Here is a 16773-nt window from a genome sequence, read left to right on the forward strand (position 1 = left end):
CGTAGATCGCTGGCTCACCGCCGCGCGGTTCATGGTATTTTGACCTTTGTCTGGAAGCTTGTCGCGAGCTTCTATTCCAGACCCTGAGTCCCCGATGTTCGCGAACAGCAATCTGACGATCCGCTTCCTGGTCGGCGCCGTCGTCGCTGCACTCTTGTTCTTGCTGGGCATCGGCGGCGGCACCGGCTTCGTTGCGGTGCTCTATCTCAACAACGAGATCACCAGCCTGTCCTCGAATTTCGCCGCGCTGAGCGGCCCCGCGCGCGACCAGGCCATGCAGATCTATCAGCAGGCGCAGGCCGCGTTCTCCTACTTTCTGGTCGCCTGCGGCGTGATCGCCGTCGTCGCCTTCGCGATCTGCCTCACGACCTGGTTTGCCGTCCGCAACGGCATTCTCAATCCGCTGGCCGCGATCGTCCATGCGATGCGCGAGGTCGCCGACCAGAAGTTCGGGACGCCGGTTCCGGGGCTCGGTCGCACCAACGAGATCGGCCTGCTCGCCGGTGCGCTGGAGGTGTTCAAGACCAACGGCATCGAGCGGCGCCACCTCACCGAACGGCAGCTGCACGAAGCGCAGCACCAGGCCGAGCGATCGAAATTCCTGGACGACCGGATCAAGCGCTTCAATGATCTCGTCGCCAGCGTCGTCGACAGCGTGGCGTCATCGGCGGTGCACCTGAAGAGCAACGCCGAGACGCTGTCGCGGACGGCCAACGATACCAGCAACAAGGCCAATGCGGTGGCGAGCGCGGCGAGCCTCGCCAGCGCCAGCGTGCAGACGGTGGCAGGTTCTGCCGGCGAGATGACGAATTCGATCGGCACGATCAGCCGCCGCGTCACGGACGCGACTCAGCGCGCCGAAGGCGCGGCGTCCGAGGCGGAGAGGAGCCGCGACACCATCCACACGCTGTCGGATGCTGCCGACAAGATCGGCGAGGTCGTCCAGCTGGTGCAGGCGATCGCATCGCAAACCAACCTCTTGGCGCTGAACGCCACCATCGAGGCGGCACGGGCAGGGGAGGCCGGCAAGGGGTTTGCGGTGGTCGCCTCCGAGGTGAAGAATCTGGCGCATCAGACCAGCAAGGCGACGGAGGAGATCACTTCCCACGTCGCCAGCATTCAGGGCATCACCGCACAGACGCGCGATGCGATCGACGGCATCTCCAAGACGCTGTCGGAGATCTCGTCCATCATGTCCGGCATCGAGGTCGACACCTCCCAGCAGCGCAACGCGACGCAGGAGATCACGCGCAGCGCCCAGGATGCCGCGCGCGGCACCCTCGACGTTTCCAACCATATCGTGCAGATCACCTCGACCTCCGCCGAGACCGGCCGCATGGCCGCCGAGGCGCGGGATTCTGCGGTCGATCTGTCGCAGCAGGCCGAAACCCTGAAGCGCGAAGTCGACGAGTTCATCGTCAGCGTCAGAGCGAGCTGAAGTGCGCAAAAAGCCCGTCCCGCACGGTCTCGGGAACTCGCGTTAAGTTCCTGTGGAATCACAATTTTCGGGCTGCGCTGAACTGCCGCATCCGCGGTGCGGCTTCATTACGAAAGTTTAACCCCGCCGCCAGCGCACGGTAAGGCGGGAGCCCCCATCTTCAGGTCCGCAAGGTGCCGTCCTCAGGCATCACATGGATTTCAAGGCCCTGGAGATCTCTGCATGTCCGACCGTATCGACCTCTCGAACCTTCCGTCCTACCGGCAGCCGCGCCGGTCGGTGTTCTCCGCGCGCAGGCTCGCGCTGATGGCCACGGTCGTCGCCGGCCTTGGCGCCGCCGTCTATGGTGTTGGCACGTCGACCTCGCCGGCCGACCTGTTCTCGAGCCCGGCGCACGCGCAGGTCAACAACGAGGTCCGCAAGGTCGAGCGTCCCATCGGCTTCGCCGACGTTGTCGAGCGCGTGAAGCCGTCGGTGATCTCGGTGAAGGTCAACATGAAGGAAAAGACTGCGAGCAACGATGACGGCGACGATTCCTCTTCGCCGTTCCAGCCGGGCTCGCCGATGGAGCGCTTCTTCCGCCGTTTCGGTGGTCCGGAGGGCTTTCCCCCGGGCATGAAGGGCGGCCGCGGCCGCGTCGTGCAGGGCCAGGGTTCCGGCTTCTTCATCTCGGCTGACGGCTTTGCCGTGACCAACAATCACGTGGTCGACGGCGCCGACAAGGTCGAGGTCACCACCGACGAGGGCAAGACCTACACCGCCAAGGTGATCGGCACCGACCAGCGCACCGACCTCGCCTTGATCAAGGTCGAGGGCAGCTCGAGCTTCCCGTTCGCCAAGCTTGCCGACAGCAAGCCACGCATCGGCGACTGGGTGCTCGCCGTCGGCAATCCCTTCGGTCTCGGCGGCACCGTGACCGCGGGCATCGTTTCGGCGAGCGGCCGCGACATCGGCAACGGTCCCTATGACGATTTCATCCAGATCGACGCGCCCGTGAACAAGGGCAATTCCGGCGGTCCGGCCTTCGACACCAACGGCGAGGTGATGGGCGTCAACACCGCGATCTACTCGCCCTCCGGCGGCAGCGTCGGCATTGCGTTCTCGATCCCGGCGAGCACGGTGAAGAGCGTGGTCGCCCAGCTCAAGGACAAGGGCTCGGTCAGCCGCGGCTGGATCGGCGTGCAGATTCAGCCTGTGACCTCCGACATTGCCGACAGCCTCGGCATGAAGAAGGCCGAAGGCGCGCTGGTGGCGGAGCCGCAGGCTAACGGTCCGGCCGCGAAGGCCGGCATCGAATCCGGCGACGTGATCACCGCGGTCAACGGCGAATCCGTCAAGGACGCGCGCGAGCTGGCCCGCACCATCGGCGGCATGGCGCCCGGCGCGACCGTGAAGCTCAACGTGCTGCACAAGGGCCAGGACAAGGTCGTCAACCTCACCCTCGGCCAGCTGCCGAACACGGTCGAGGCCAAGGCCGACAACGACAATGACAGCGGCAAGGGTGCGAGCAAGGGCACCGATGTCCCCAAGCTCGGCATGACCGTTGCCCCCGCCAATTCGGTGGCCGGCGCCGGCAAGGAAGGCGTCGTCGTCACCCAGGTCGATCCGAAGAGCGCCGCGGCCGAACGCGGCTTCAAGGAAGGCGACGTGATTCTGGAAGTCGGCGGCAAGAGTGTCGCCACCGCCGGCGAAGTCCGCGATGCCATCAACACGGCGCGGACCGACAACAAGAACAGCGTCCTGATGCGCGTGAAGAGCGGCGGCCAGTCGCGCTTCGTCGCGGTGCCTCTCGCCAAGGGGTAAGCCGTCAGGAGGCTCTCGAGATGAAGGGCGTCGCCGGCATCAGTCGCCCCCGCCGCCGGCGCCCTTCGGGGAAGCAGCGTAACGTCAGCTTCCCCCTGCTACCTTCCGGTGGAAAAACGCCCCCCTCCGTCGGAAGGCCTAGGGCGGTGAAGTCCCCCCAGCTTCACCGCCCGCCTTTTTCTCCATGCCAGCGTCTCCCCCTCGGCTTGCATGGGATCGCCGCTCGCGCCATGTTTAGAGAAGGTTGACCTCCTTGACCGCCGCCGAACGCACGATGCGCCTCCTCATCATCGAAGACGACCGCGAATCCGCCGACTACCTCGTGAAGGCGTTTCGCGAGGTCGGACACATTGCCGACCACGCCGCTGACGGCGAGGAGGGCCTCGCCATGGCCGAGAGCGGCGATTACGACGTGCTGGTGGTCGATCGCATGCTGCCCAAGCGCGACGGCCTGTCACTGATCGGCGCGCTGCGCGACAAGGGCAACACCACGCCGGTGCTGATTCTCTCCGCGCTCGGACAGGTCGACGACCGCATCAAGGGCCTGCGCGCCGGCGGCGACGACTATCTGCCGAAGCCCTATTCCTTCGCCGAGCTGCTGGCCCGGGTCGAGGTGCTGTCGCGCCGCCGCGGCGGGCCCGCCGAGGACACGCTCTACCGCGTCGGCGATCTCGAGCTCGACCGGCTCTCGCACCGCGTCGCCCGCGGCAAGGACGAGCTGACGCTGCAGCCGCGCGAATTCCGTCTGCTCGAATATCTCATGAAGCATGCCGGCCAGGTGGTGACGCGCACCATGCTCCTGGAGAACGTCTGGGACTATCATTTCGATCCGCAGACCAACGTGATCGACGTGCACATCTCGCGGCTGCGCTCCAAGATCGACAAGGGTTTCGAGCGGCCGCTGCTGCACACGATCCGCGGCGCCGGATACATGATCCGCGACGGGATGCGATAAGGCGAGCTCGCCCGTTGCGCCGATCGACTTGCGGCGAGCTAGCGCCTGCAATCGTCGGCTGCGTCACCGGCCTGCTGCTCCTGCCCGGACGTTGTCGGACGACATTGGCCGACCTCCTCATCGGATGGCAAGAATACCCGACGTGTGGTAGGGGACATCCACCTGGATGAATCCGTCCCCGATCAGGAAGGATATTCAAGCTTGCAAGTCGCCGCCTTCCCGTCCGACCGAGCTGAAGAGATCCTCGTGTCGGCTTCCAGGCTCTTTGCCCGCCATAGCTATGCGAACGTGACGATGGAGCAGGTCGCAGCCTCGGTGCGATCGGTGCCGGGGGCGCTGTACCACTATTTCCGCGACAAGGAAGACCTGATCTTTCACTGCTACCTGCGCGGCCTTGCGCTCTACAGGCACGAAATCGAGACCGCGGCCGAACCCGGGATCGACGGGCTCGAGGTCGTCAGGCGATTCATACGTGCCCGGCTGCGGCCTGAAGGCCAGCGCATGATCCTGTTCACCGACATCGATGCACTGGCCGCGTCCTACAGCAACGATGTGCATGCCAGGCGTTGGCAGAATGCCGCGCTGCTGGCCGGCATTCTGAAGCGTGGCGTTGCCGACGGCTCGATAGCCTGCGAGGAGCCGCTCCTGACGGCCGTCGCCCTCATCTCCATCCTGGATTGGGTTCCGTTCTGGTTCTCCGAGCGCGACTATTATTCGCGCCAGCAGGCGATTGATGCGATTGATGACATCATCACGCATGGAGTCTATCGGCGCGAGATTGCCTTGCCGGACATGCCTGAAGCGCCGAGCCTGGCACCGTTTCTTCAGTCCCGTTCCAAATTGAACAAGCGCGCCGCGAAGCTGGACAGGATGCTCTCGATTGCCTCTGACAGTTTCAACCGAAGGGGAGCGTCCGGCACATCACTCGAGAGCATCGCGGCGGACGCCGGCATGACCCGTGCCGGCATCTACTATCATTTCAGCGAAAAAGAGCGCCTCTTGCTGGCTTGCTTGCGAAGAGGCCTAGCCGGCGAGATCGGCATTCGAGAGCATTTGCAGGACCTCGGGCTCGGGCCGTTCGATTATGTCGTTCAGAGAGTGCGTCTGTTGTTGATGCTGCACGACACGCCTTGCGGGCCCAAGGCGACCTACCACAACATCAACTATCTCAACGACGTTGACCGGAAGCACTATGTCGGGCAGGTGCTCGCGACGATCGGGCAAGACCAGAGAAATCATCAGCGCTGGATCGATGAAGGATATTTCCGCAGCGTCGACACCCACTTCGCCGAACGCGTTCTGACTGGAATGGGCCACTGGTACCCGATCTGGTTCAGGGGCGAGCGGAGCTGGTCTCCGATGCAGATTGCCGATCATTTTTCGCGGCTGTTTCTCGCGGGACTCAAGCCGCGTCGCGGGGTGGTATAAAGCAACCAATCAGCCGCAGATTGAGCGCAGGATTGAGGTCAAAAACTTGCCTGTGAATTCAATGTTCCGGAAGCGTGCGGTGTCCCTTCATGTTTAAGCCACAATTATTTCTTGCACCAAAACTTTACACAGTATTCAATGTTGGGGTAGCGAAAGCCGGCGCGACGGACGTTGTGAATCAGCTTCGATCGCCAAGGAACAAGAACACGCAAAAGGGAGAAGGCCAGGATGCACAAGCTCGTAATTGCTGCGGCGGCAGCGCTGACGATGCTGGGAGGATCAGCATACGCGCAGGAAACCATCAAGCTCGGCTACATCGATCCGCTGTCCGGCGGCGGCGCCAGCATCGGTGAAGGCGGCTTGAAGACGTTCCAGTATCTGGCCGATGAGATCAACGCGAAGGGCGGCATATTGGGCCGCAAGATCGAGATTCTGCCCCTCGACAACAAGACCAACCCGCAGGAAAGCCTGGTGCAGGCGCAGAAGGCCATCGACGCCGGCGCCCGCTTCATCACGCAAGGCAATGGCTCGTCGGTTGCCGCAGCGCTGTCCGACTTCGTCACCAAGAACAACACGCGCAATCCCGGCAAGGAAGTGCTCTACTTCAACTATGCCGCCGTCGATCCGAGCCTGACCAACGAAAAATGCAGCTACTGGCATTTTCGTTGGGATGCCAGCTCCGACATCAAGATGGAAGCGCTCACCAGCTATATGAAGGATGTCCCCGCGATCAAGAAGGTGTACCTGATCAACCAGGACTACTCCTTCGGCCAGTCGGTGCGCGCTGACGCGCGCAAGATGTTGGGCGCCAAGCGGCCCGATATCCAAATCGTCGGTGACGAATTGCATCCGCTGCTGAAGATCACCGACTTCTCGCCCTATATCGCCAAGATCAAGGCTTCGGGCGCCGATAGCGTCGTGACCGGCAATTGGGGCCAAGACATCGCTCTGCTGCTCAAAGCCGCTGCCGACGCCGGCCTGAAGGTCAATTGGTACACCTACTATGCCGGCGGCGCTGGCGGTCCGACCGCGATCAAGCAGACCGGTCTCGACCATCAGGTGTTCCAGATCACCGAGGGCTTTGCCAATTCCGGCCATCAGCCGGCGATGGATTTCGAAAAGGCTTTCCGCGCCAAGGTCAATATGTCGCTGTGGTATCCGCGTGCGGTCAACGAGATGCGCATGTTCAAGGCCGCGGCCGAGAAGGCCAACTCGCTCGATCCCGTGAAGGTCGCAGCAGCCCTCGAGGACCTCAAGTTTGAGGTGCTGGATGGTGGAGAGGGTGTCATGCGCAAGGACGATCACCAGTTCTTCCAGCCGATCTACATCTCCTCCTTCGGCAAGCTCGCTGCAAACGAGCCGTTCGACGAGGAAGGCACCGGCTGGGGATGGCACCTGGTCTCCAAGATCGACACCTCCAAGACGATGGTTCCCACGACCTGCAAGATGACCCGGCCGTAAGCCGAACCAGCTTCGCCTTCCCGCCAGCCGGCAGCGGCTTGCGGGAAGGCCGCTGTTTGGGTGCGACCGACGAGTTTGCCGAGGCTTTTCCGCCCGGCCAGAGGTACGAATACTGTGCTTGAACTGATCGTTATATCGACGCTGAACGGCCTGCTGTTCGGCATGCTGCTGTTCCTGCTGTCGAGCGGCTTGACCGTCATCTTCAGCATGATGGGGGTGCTCAACTTCGCCCATGCCAGCTTCTACATGCTCGGCGCCTTCTTCGGCTTCCAGCTCACCAAATGGATCGGCTTCTGGCCGGCGCTGTTGCTGGCACCGCTGCTGGTCGGCGCGATCGGCATGGCGGTCGAGCGCTACGGCCTGCGCAATACGCACAAGCACGGCCATGTGGCGGAGTTGCTCCTGACCTTCGGTCTTGCGTTCGCGATCGAAGAAATCGTGGCGATGATGTGGGGCAGAAGCCCCGTCGACTACCGCGTGCCGGCGCTGCTCGACTTTCCGGCCTTCACCATCTTCTCGACCAACTATCCCGCCTACAAGATCTTCATGCTGGCGGTGTCGATCCTGATCTTCATCGTGCTGCTGACGGTGCTCAAGCGCACGCGGGTCGGCCTGATCGTTCAGGCCGCGCTGACGCATCCCCACATGGTGGGGCATCTCGGTCACAATGTCGGACGCATCTTCATGCTGGTGTTCGGCGTCGGCAGCGCGCTGGCGGGAATTGCCGGCGTGATCGCAGGTCCCGCGCTGGTGACGCAGTCCGACATGGCCGCGGCTCTGGGACCGATCCTGTTCGTGGTCATCGTGTTCGGCGGCCTCGGCTCCTTGCCGGGCGCCTTCATCGCCTCGCTCGTGATCGGCCTGATCCAGACCTTTGCGGTGGCGCTGAACGGTTCGCTGGCGAGCGCGTTCGGTCCGCTCGATCCGTCGGCGGGGCCGTCCGTGCTCACCGACATCTGGAACGTCACCATCGCCCAGGTGGCGCCGATCGTGCCCTATTTGCTGCTGGTGATCATTCTGATCGTACGCCCCATGGGCCTGATGGGGACGCGCGAGACATGAACGCCAATATGACATCGACATCGAAGATCGCAGACAAGACAGCCGGCGACGGCCTGCGCTTCTACGGCATATGGCTGGCCGGCATCGCCGCGCTGATCGTGCTGCCGCTGATCTTCTCCTCCGGCGGCTCGCTGACGTCCTTCAGCCTGATCGGCATCGCGATCGTGTTCGCGCTGTCCTACAACATCCTGCTCGGCCAGACCGGCCTCTTGTCGTTCGGCCATGCGGTGCATTATGGCCTCGGCGGCTTCGCTGCGTGCCATATGATGAATGCGGTGGTCTCGCACGGCTGGCCCATCCCGCTGCCGTTCATTCCGCTGTTCGGTGGGCTCGGCGGCCTCGCTTTCGCGATCGTCATCGGCTGGCTGATGACCAAGCGGGCCGGCACCGTGTTCTCGATGATCTCGCTCGGCATTGCCGAACTGGTGGCGTCGTCCTCGTTGATCCTGCGTTCGGTATTCGGCGGCGAGTCCGGGATATCGACCGACCGCACCGCTTTGCCGAAGATCCTCGGCTTGAGTTTCGGCCCGCAGCTTCAGGTCTATTATCTGATCGCGTTCTGGCTGGTCATCTCGGCCATCGCGATGTATGCGCTGACGCGGACCCCGCTGGGGCGGATCAGCAATGCGGTGCGGGACAACCCCGAGCGCGTCCAGTTCATCGGCTATGACCCGCACGTGGTCCGCTACATCGCCTTCTGTTTTGCCGGATTCTTCGCCGGCGTGGCGGGGGGACTGGCTGCGATCAACTTCGAGATCGCCAACGCCGCCTATCTCGGCGCGATCCAATCCGGCCTCGTGTTGTTCTCGACCTTCATTGGCGGCGTCGCTTTCTTCTTCGGGCCCATCCTGGGTGCAATCCTCGTGACTTATCTTCAGCTTGGGCTGACCAGCGTCACTGGCGTCTGGCAGCTCTATTTCGGCATCATCTTCATCGGCATCGTGATGCTGTCCCCCGGCGGCATCGCCGGGCTCATCATGATGCACCGGCCGCTGGTTCGCGCCGGAACTCTGCCGACGGTGATTCCTTCCTATCTGCTCGCGGCGGTGCCGACCCTGGCACTGGCGTGCGGCGTGATCCTGACGATCGAATCGATCGCGCGCACGCATAGCGGTCAGGGCAATCCGATCAACTTGTTCGGCGTGGCCTTCAGCCCGGCGTCGCCGGTGACGTGGGCGAGTGCGGCGGTCCTCGTCGCCGGCGGCTTCTTCGTCGCGCGCCTGAGCTGGCGGCGGGTCGGCGAGGCATGGGACCGCGCGGCGACGGTCGCGCGCGACCGGGGGTATCTGGCATGACGGCAGCGATCGAAGTCCGCGCTGTCGAAAAGCGCTTTGGCAATGTCGGCATCATCCGCGATCTCAATCTCAGCATCGCGCAAGGTGAGCGTCACGCCATCATCGGTCCGAACGGTGCCGGCAAGTCGACGACGTTCAATCTCATCAGCGGCCATATCAAGCCGACCTCGGGCGAGGTGAGGCTGAACGGCGATGTGATCTCCGGCCTCAGGCCGTTCGAAATCAACCGGCGCGGTCTGTCGCGCTCGTTCCAGGTCACCAACGTATTCGCGCGCATGTCGGTGTGGGAGAACGTCCGCTGTGCCGTGCTGTGGGCGACGGGGCACCGTTACGCCTTCTGGAAGAACGTCGACAGCCTGCCGGAGGTGCGCGAGCGCACGGCGCAGATCCTCGATGACATCCATCTGACGCATCGGCGGGATGTTCCGGCCGGCTTGTTGACCTACGCCGAGCAGCGCGAGCTGGAGATCGGGATCACCATCGCCGGCGGCGCAACGGTCGTGATGCTGGACGAACCGACGGCGGGCATGAGCCACGCCGAGACCGAGCGCGCGGTGGCGTTGATCCGGCGCCTGACCGAGGGCAAGACCCTGGTCATCGTCGAGCACGACATGAGCGTCGTGTTCGGCCTGGCCGACCGCATTTCCGTGCTGGTCTACGGCCACATCATCGCTTCCGGCACGCCGGAGGAGATCCGGCGCGACCCGAAAGTCAAGGAAGCCTATCTCGGCGAGGAGGCGCACTGATGCTCGAAGTCAGGGACCTGCACGCCTATTACGGCAAGAGCCACATTCTCCAGGGCGTCGATCTCGACGTTGCCGCGGGCGAGGTCGTTAGCCTGCTCGGCCGCAACGGCGTTGGACGTTCGACCACGGTCAAGGCGATCATGGGCGAGGTTGCTCCGCAAGGCACGATCCGCTTCAAAGGCAAGGACATCGCCGGGCTGCCGAGCTACAGGATCGCGCGCCTCGGTCTCGGCTATGTGCCGGAGCATCGGGACATCTTTCCGGGTCTGACGGTCCGCCAGAATCTGCTCCTCGGCATCAAGGATACGCGACGTCCCGGCAAATGGCAGCTTCAGGACATGCTCGACATGTTTCCGAATCTTGCCGCGCGTGCGGATACGCCTGCAGGGGTGCTGTCAGGCGGCGAGAAGCAGATGCTCACGACTTGCCGGACCCTGATGGGCGACCCGGATCTCATCATGATCGACGAGCCTACCGAAGGTCTCGCCCCGTTGATCGTACAGCAGGTCGGCGATCTCATCGCCCGCATTGCGCAGGCCGGCGTTGCGATTCTGCTCGTCGAGCAAAAGCTGTCGATTGCGATGAAGATCTCCAACCGCGTCTATGTCATGGGGCACGGTCGTGTGGTCTTCGAAGGTACGCCCGAGCAGCTGAGATCAAACAGCGACGTTCGCGCGCAATGGCTGGAAGTGTGAGGGGGCGTCCCCGGTGGCGCCCGTCCCTTTGTTGGCGGATTTGACGGCAGTGCGCTGATGGCGCCAACCGGGGCGTTGGCCCGGAACGACTGATGTACCTCTGCGTGGTCGGGAGGGAAGGCCCACGGCCGATCACTGCCCCGGCGTCCGGCCAGCCAGGCCTTACCCCAGTGTCCCATGGACGCGAGCTTGCCGGGAATTAACTTGGTTCCGATCGAGTGCCCCTTTAACGTTGCCCGTCCGCTCATCACCTGCCGTCACGGATGGCTTTGCGCATCAGTCGTCCCAAGGGACCTGTGGGCAGGGACCACAATGTATGTAGCTATGTTATTGCAAACAAAGCGGAAATACGAGAAGTGACGATGCTCGTGATGGCAGGCGCGGTCTTGAAACTGGACACATGATCCGTGACGGCATTCGGTAAACTCGTCCGCACCACGGCGTTCCGGCTCACGCTGGTCTATCTGCTGCTGTTCGCGATGTTCGCGGCCTCGCTACTGGCCTATTTCGCCTGGAATACGCGGCGGCTGATCACCGAGGAGATCACGCAAACCGTCAATGCCGAGACCTCGGAGGTCAGCGAGATCTACGGCCGCCGCGGCCTGCGCGGCCTCGTGCTCGCGATCGAGTACCGGGCGCTGCGGCCGGGGGCCAACCTCTATCTCGTGACCACGCCGACCGGGCAGGCGATCGCCGGCAATGTCGGCTCGCTGGCGCCCGGCGTGATGGCGACCCGCGGCTGGTCGGAGACCGGCTACCGGCGCCTCGAGGACGCCGACGACCGCGACCATCGCGCGCTGGTGCGCGTCACCGAACTCGAGAACGGCTTTCGCCTCCTGATCGGCCGCGATCTCGCCGAGCGGCGGCGGCTGTTCGGCATCGTCGCCAAGGCCGCGCAATGGTCGATCCTCATCGTCGTCGTGCTTGGCCTCGGCGGCGGCGTCTTCGTCGCGCGCCGGGTGCTCCGGCGCATCGACGCCATGACGGGGACCACGCAGCGGATCATGTCCGGCGATCTCAGCGAGCGCCTGCCGGTCGGGCGCAGCGGCGACGAGCTCGATCGCCTCGCCGAGAACCTCAACGCGATGTTGGAACGGATCGAGGCGCTGATGGCGGGGCTGAAGGAGGTCTCCGACAACATCGCCCATGACCTCAAGACGCCGCTGACGCGCCTGCGCAACCGCGCCGAGGAGGCGCTGGCGCGTTCGGAGGGCGAGGCCGACTACCGGGCGGCGCTGGAGCGCACCATCGAGGAATCCGACGGCCTGATCCGCACCTTCAACGCGCTGCTGATGATCGCGCGCGCCGAGTCCGGGCAGGCGCGCGGCAACATGGATGATTTCGACGCGGCCGACGTTGCCAATGGCATCCACGAGCTCTACGAGCCGCTCGCCGAGGACGACGGCATGACCTTGAAGGTCAAGGCCGAGCCGACGCCTGTTCACGCCAACCGCGAATTGGTCAGCCAGGCGCTCGCCAATCTGGTCGAGAACGCGATCAAATACGGCAAGCCGGTGGCGCAGACCGGCGGTACCGTGGTCAGCATGGACGCCCGGCCGATCCTGATCGAGGCTCGGCGCGAGGGCGACCAGGTGCTGCTCAGCGTCACCGATCGCGGCCCCGGCATTCCCGAGGCCGACCGCAAGCATGCCGTCGAGCGATTCGTGCGGCTGGAAGCGAGCCGCACGCTGCCGGGCTCGGGCCTCGGCCTCAGCCTCGCTTCCGCGGTGGCGACATTGCATGGCGGTGAGTTGAGGCTGGGCGACGCCCAGCCCGGTCTCGTCGCCACGCTGGTGCTGCCCGCGCGGGCCGATGCCGGCGACAGGGTTGCTCCGCCAATGCCGGATGTGCCACAGAAGGTGGCATGAACCACTCCGCGCCGGGAAACGCGGACAAGCATGGCGAGAGGCTGGCCGCGCGCTTCGCGGAAGCTCCCCATATTGCCGCTTCCACAACCGACGAACGACGTCTTGAAAGTTGGCTGGGCGAGCTCGAGCCGGCCCAATCGGCTCGTCTCGAAGCGCTGCTGACGCATCCCTTCGCGAAGGACATCCTGGCCGGGATCGCGGAATTCTCGCCCTATCTGTTCGATCTGGTGCGCGCCGACGCGGTGCGCCTGATCCGGCTGCTCGAATGCGATCCGGATTCGCATCTGGCGGAACTCATCGCGGACGCCAGGGCTGCGGTGCTCGCGGCGGCAGACGAGGCCGAGGTGATGCGGCTGCTTCGCCGCATGAAAGCGGAGACCGCGCTGCTGACCGCCTTGTGCGACATCGGCGGGGTCTGGCCGGTGATGCGGGTGACGGCGGCGCTGACCGATGTCGCGGTGTCCTCGGTGCAGGCGGCGCTGCAATACCTGCTGCGGCAGGAAGCCGCACGTGGCAAGCTCTCGCCGTCCAATCCTGAGGCGCCCGAAGAGGGCTGCGGGCTGATCGTGCTCGCCATGGGCAAGATGGGCGCGGGCGAGCTGAACTATTCCAGCGACATCGATCTCATCGTGTTCTTCGATCCCGATGCGACCACGATCGCGCCCGACATCGAGCCGCAGCCGTTCTTCGTCCGGGTCACGCAGGGGATGGCGCGCATCCTGCAGCAGCGCACCTATGACGGCTACGTCTTCCGCGTCGACCTGCGCCTGCGGCCCGATCCGTCCTCGACCCAGGTGGCGATCTCGCGCGACGCCGCGCTGAACTATTACGAGCGCGAAGGACGCACCTGGGAGCGCGCCGCGATGATCAAGGCGCGCGCCTGCGCCGGCGATGCCCGGGCGGGCGAGGCGCTGCTGGCCGAGATCGCGCCGTTCGTCTGGCGCAAGCATCTCGACTTCGCCGCGCTCGCCGACGTCCACGACATGAAGAGGCAGATGCAGACCTATCGCGGCCAGAGCGAGGTCGCGGTAGAGGGGCACAACGTCAAGGTCGGCCGCGGCGGCATCCGCGAGATCGAGTTTTTTGCCCAGACCCAGCAATTGATCGCCGGCGGCCGCCATCCGGAATTGCGGGTGCGGCCGACGCTGAGGGCGCTCGACATTCTCGCCTCCAGCAACTGGATCACACCAGCTGCGCGCGACGAGCTGACCATCGCCTACGAATTCCTGCGCCGGGTCGAGCATCGCCTCCAGATGATCGCCGACGAGCAGACCCACGCACTGCCCGAAGACAAGGAAGCGGTCGAACGCTTTGCGCGCTTCTTCGGCTATCCGGATCGCGAGGCCTTTGCGGGCGACCTGCTGCGGCAGCTCAAGATCGTGCAGGGGCACTACGAGAAGCTGTTCGAGGGCGACGATCCGACCGGCACGGCCAGTCTGCCGGCGCTCGACTACAGCGCCGGTCCTGACGATCCGCGCCTGCTCCAGCACTTGGCGACGCTCGGCTTCAAGAAGCCTGCCGCATTGGCGCAGACCGTGCGCGACTGGGTCACCGGCGACTATCGCGTGTTCCGCAACGAGGCGACGCGGAATGCCTTCGTCGAATTCGTGCCGGCCCTGATCGACGGACTTGCCCATGCCGAGGAGCCGGACCGCGCCGTCGTCGCCTTCGATCAATTCCTGGGGGCCTTGCAGCGCGGTGGCCGGCTGTTCACGCTGCTCGGCCAGAACCGCGACCTCGTCGCGCTGGTGGCGCTGGTGCTGGGCGCGGCACCGCGGTTAGGCGAGATGCTGGCGCGGCAGCCGCAGCTGATGGACGGCCTGATCGATCCGCGCTTTTTCGGCGCCATGCCGGACCGGCAGGAATTGTCGGGACGGTTGGCCGCGACCGTGCAGGACGCCGGCTCCTACGAGGAGTTTCTCGATCGCCTGCGCCTGTTCGGGCAGGAGAGCCTGTTCCTGATCGGCACGCGAATTCTCTCCGGCACGGTCTCGGCGCAGCAGGCCAGCACCGCCTTTGCCGACGTCGCCGAAGGCATCGTCCACACCGTGCATGGCCTCGTCGCCGACCGCTTCGCCGCCCAGCACGGCCGGATCAAGGGGCAGGAGACCGCGATCATCGCGATGGGACGGCTCGGCAGCCGCGAGATGACGGCCGCGTCCGATCTCGACCTGATCCTGCTCTACGATTTCGACAGCGAGCATCCCGACTCCGATGGGCCGAAATCGCTTCAGGGTGCGCATTATTTTGCGCGGCTGACCCAGCGCCTGATCAGCGCGTTCACGACGCGCACCAATTACGGCGTGCTGTACGAGATCGATATGCGACTGCGTCCATCGGGGCGCGCCGGCCCTGTGGCCTCGAGCCTGGTCTCGTTCGCGGATTACCAGGCCAACGAGGCCTGGACCTGGGAGCACATGGCCCTGACGCGCGCCCGCGTCGTGTCGGCGTCGCCCGAATTCCGCCAGCGGATCGAGCGCGTCATCCGCGACGTCCTGACCCGCCATCGCGATCCCGCCATCACCGCCAACGACGTCGCCGACATGCGGCGCGCCATCGCCCAGGAGAAGGGCGAGGCCGATTGCTGGGATCTCAAGCATGCCGCCGGCGGCATGGTCGACATCGACTTCATCGCGCAATATCTCCAGCTCGTGCATGCGCACGACAAGCCGGAAATCCTGGACGTCAGCACCCTGCAGGTGCTGGAGAACGCATGCAGGCTCGGCATCTTCCCGCAATCGGAGACCGAGATCTTGCGTGCAGCCGCGCGGCTCTACCACGATCTGACTCAGATCCTGCGGCTGTGCGTCAGCGACCGCTTCAAGCCCGAAACCGCCGGCAACGATCTGCAGCGCGTGATGGCGCGCGCCGGCGATGCGCCGGATTTCTCGTCGCTGGAGGCGCGCGTGAAGGAAACTCAGGGCGAGGTGCGGCGCGTGTTCAGGGCGCTGCTGGAAGCGTCTTAGCCGGCTTCAGCAGGGAGCGAGCCTCGCGGACGTCGGGCGCGAGCCCCGCGTAGCGCGCATCGAACGCTCCGTCGGCCGGTTTTTCCCGTGTGAGGCCAGAGCAGGCGTGCTAGCTTGCATGCCACGACTGAATTCCAGGGGATGACCGTTTGATCGACAAGCTTGAACTGTTGCTGGCGCTGGCGAAGGAGCGGCATTTCGGACGCGCGGCGGAGGTCTGCGGCGTCACGCAACCGACGATGTCGACCGGGCTCAAGCAGCTCGAGGAAATCCTCGGCGTGATGCTGGTGCAGCGCGGATCGCGCTTCCAGGGTTTTACGCCCGAAGGTGAGCGCGCACTCGACTGGGCGCGGCGGATCGTGGGCGATGCCCGCGCGATGCGCGACGAGATCAACGGGCTGAAGCACCAGCTCTCCGGCGAGATCCGCATCGCGGCGATCCCGACCGTGCTCGGCATGGTGGCGTCGCTGACGACGCCGTTCCGCGCCCGGCATCCCGAGGTGCGCTTCAGCATCCGCTCGACGACCTCGTCGGAGGTGCTGGGGCTGCTCGAAAATCTCGAGGTCGATGCGGGGCTGACCTATATCGAGAACGAGCCGATCGGCAAGGTGCGGACCATTCCGCTCTACAACGAGAGCTATCGTCTCCTGACCGCGCCGGATGCGATGTTCGGTGACCGCGAGACGGTGACCTGGACCGAGGTCGGGCAGGTGCCGCTCTGCCTGCTGACGCCCGACATGCAGAACCGCCGCATCATCGATCGCGCGCTGCGCTCGGTCGGCGCGGAGGCGACGCCGACACTGACCTCGAACTCGCTGCTGGTGCTGTTCACGCATGTCAAGACGGGACGATGGGCGAGCGTGATGCCGGCCAAGCTTGCCGAGACGCTCGGTCTTTCCGACACCGTGCGCTCGATCCCGATCGTCGAGCCCGACGTCAATTACAGCATCGGCATGGTGATCCCGCAGCGCGACCCGATGACGCCGCTGATCGCGGCGCTGGTCAACGTCGCGCGTGAAGTCGCGCCGACGCTGCAATTGTAGATTCGAGCAAGCG

At 64.8% G+C, this 16773-nt stretch carries 12 protein-coding genes; all 12 read left to right on the forward strand.

Features of this window, described 5'->3' with window-relative positions:
- Positions 1-94: 94 nt before the first annotated feature.
- The 12 genes from K410_RS0113880 to K410_RS0113935 all read left to right on the forward strand — a co-directional run bounded on the left by K410_RS0113880 (position 95) and on the right by K410_RS0113935 (position 16760).
- Positions 95-1438 (forward strand): methyl-accepting chemotaxis protein, encoded by a 1344-nt coding sequence (locus K410_RS0113880; protein WP_028135435.1) that lies wholly within the window; start codon positions 95-97, stop codon positions 1436-1438.
- 222 nt (positions 1439-1660) lie between these two features.
- Positions 1661-3241: a Do family serine endopeptidase gene (locus K410_RS0113885; protein ID WP_028135436.1), complete on the forward strand. Its 1581-nt coding sequence runs from the start codon at positions 1661-1663 to the stop codon at positions 3239-3241.
- 274 nt (positions 3242-3515) lie between these two features.
- Entirely contained in the window at positions 3516-4196 is a 681-nt protein-coding gene (locus K410_RS0113890; protein WP_049820256.1) for a response regulator transcription factor, read from the forward strand.
- A 201-nt stretch (positions 4197-4397) separates the two neighbouring features.
- Entirely contained in the window at positions 4398-5624 is a 1227-nt protein-coding gene (locus K410_RS0113895) for a TetR/AcrR family transcriptional regulator (RefSeq protein WP_155253387.1), read from the forward strand.
- 228 nt (positions 5625-5852) lie between these two features.
- On the forward strand, positions 5853-7085 hold the full coding sequence (locus K410_RS0113900; protein ID WP_028135439.1) for a branched-chain amino acid ABC transporter substrate-binding protein: 1233 nt from the start codon (positions 5853-5855) through the stop codon (positions 7083-7085).
- Between the two features lie 114 nt (positions 7086-7199).
- Complete coding sequence (locus tag K410_RS0113905) at positions 7200-8147, forward strand: branched-chain amino acid ABC transporter permease (RefSeq protein WP_028135440.1); 948 nt, start codon at positions 7200-7202, stop codon at positions 8145-8147.
- Positions 8144-9442 carry a branched-chain amino acid ABC transporter permease gene (locus K410_RS0113910; RefSeq protein WP_028135441.1) on the forward strand — a complete coding sequence of 433 codons (1299 nt, stop codon included), beginning with the start codon at positions 8144-8146 and terminating at the stop codon, positions 9440-9442. Before K410_RS0113905 ends, K410_RS0113910 begins: the two co-directional genes overlap by 4 nt.
- Entirely contained in the window at positions 9439-10188 is a 750-nt protein-coding gene (locus K410_RS0113915) for an ABC transporter ATP-binding protein (RefSeq protein WP_028135442.1), read from the forward strand. Before K410_RS0113910 ends, K410_RS0113915 begins: the two co-directional genes overlap by 4 nt.
- Complete coding sequence (locus K410_RS0113920; protein WP_028135443.1) at positions 10188-10883, forward strand: ABC transporter ATP-binding protein; 696 nt, start codon at positions 10188-10190, stop codon at positions 10881-10883. Before K410_RS0113915 ends, K410_RS0113920 begins: the two co-directional genes overlap by 1 nt.
- A gap of 407 nt (positions 10884-11290) precedes the next feature.
- Positions 11291-12751 carry a sensor histidine kinase gene (locus K410_RS0113925; RefSeq protein ID WP_028135444.1) on the forward strand — a complete coding sequence of 487 codons (1461 nt, stop codon included), beginning with the start codon at positions 11291-11293 and terminating at the stop codon, positions 12749-12751.
- A complete protein-coding gene (locus K410_RS0113930; protein ID WP_028135445.1) occupies positions 12748-15717 on the forward strand; it encodes a bifunctional [glutamine synthetase] adenylyltransferase/[glutamine synthetase]-adenylyl-L-tyrosine phosphorylase in 2970 nt (989 codons plus the stop codon). The genes K410_RS0113925 and K410_RS0113930 overlap by 4 nt, the downstream gene beginning before the upstream one ends.
- A gap of 149 nt (positions 15718-15866) precedes the next feature.
- Positions 15867-16760 (forward strand): LysR family transcriptional regulator, encoded by an 894-nt coding sequence (locus tag K410_RS0113935; RefSeq protein ID WP_028135446.1) that lies wholly within the window; start codon positions 15867-15869, stop codon positions 16758-16760.
- Positions 16761-16773 lie beyond the last annotated feature (13 nt).

The organism is Bradyrhizobium sp. 22 (assembly GCF_000482425.1).
Taxonomy (GTDB): domain Bacteria; phylum Pseudomonadota; class Alphaproteobacteria; order Rhizobiales; family Xanthobacteraceae; genus Bradyrhizobium; species Bradyrhizobium japonicum_B.

Coding starts and splice junctions, on each gene's coding strand:
- K410_RS0113880 (WP_028135435.1), top strand. CDS start 95: ATGTTCGCGAACAGCAATCTGACGATCCGCTTCCTGGTCGGCGCCGTC.
- K410_RS0113920 (WP_028135443.1), top strand. CDS start 10,188: ATGCTCGAAGTCAGGGACCTGCACGCCTATTACGGCAAGAGCCACATT.
- K410_RS0113910 (WP_028135441.1), top strand. CDS start 8,144: ATGAACGCCAATATGACATCGACATCGAAGATCGCAGACAAGACAGCC.
- K410_RS0113900 (WP_028135439.1), top strand. CDS start 5,853: ATGCACAAGCTCGTAATTGCTGCGGCGGCAGCGCTGACGATGCTGGGA.
- K410_RS0113890 (WP_049820256.1), top strand. CDS start 3,516: ATGCGCCTCCTCATCATCGAAGACGACCGCGAATCCGCCGACTACCTC.
- K410_RS0113930 (WP_028135445.1), top strand. CDS start 12,748: ATGAACCACTCCGCGCCGGGAAACGCGGACAAGCATGGCGAGAGGCTG.
- K410_RS0113885 (WP_028135436.1), top strand. CDS start 1,661: ATGTCCGACCGTATCGACCTCTCGAACCTTCCGTCCTACCGGCAGCCG.
- K410_RS0113915 (WP_028135442.1), top strand. CDS start 9,439: ATGACGGCAGCGATCGAAGTCCGCGCTGTCGAAAAGCGCTTTGGCAAT.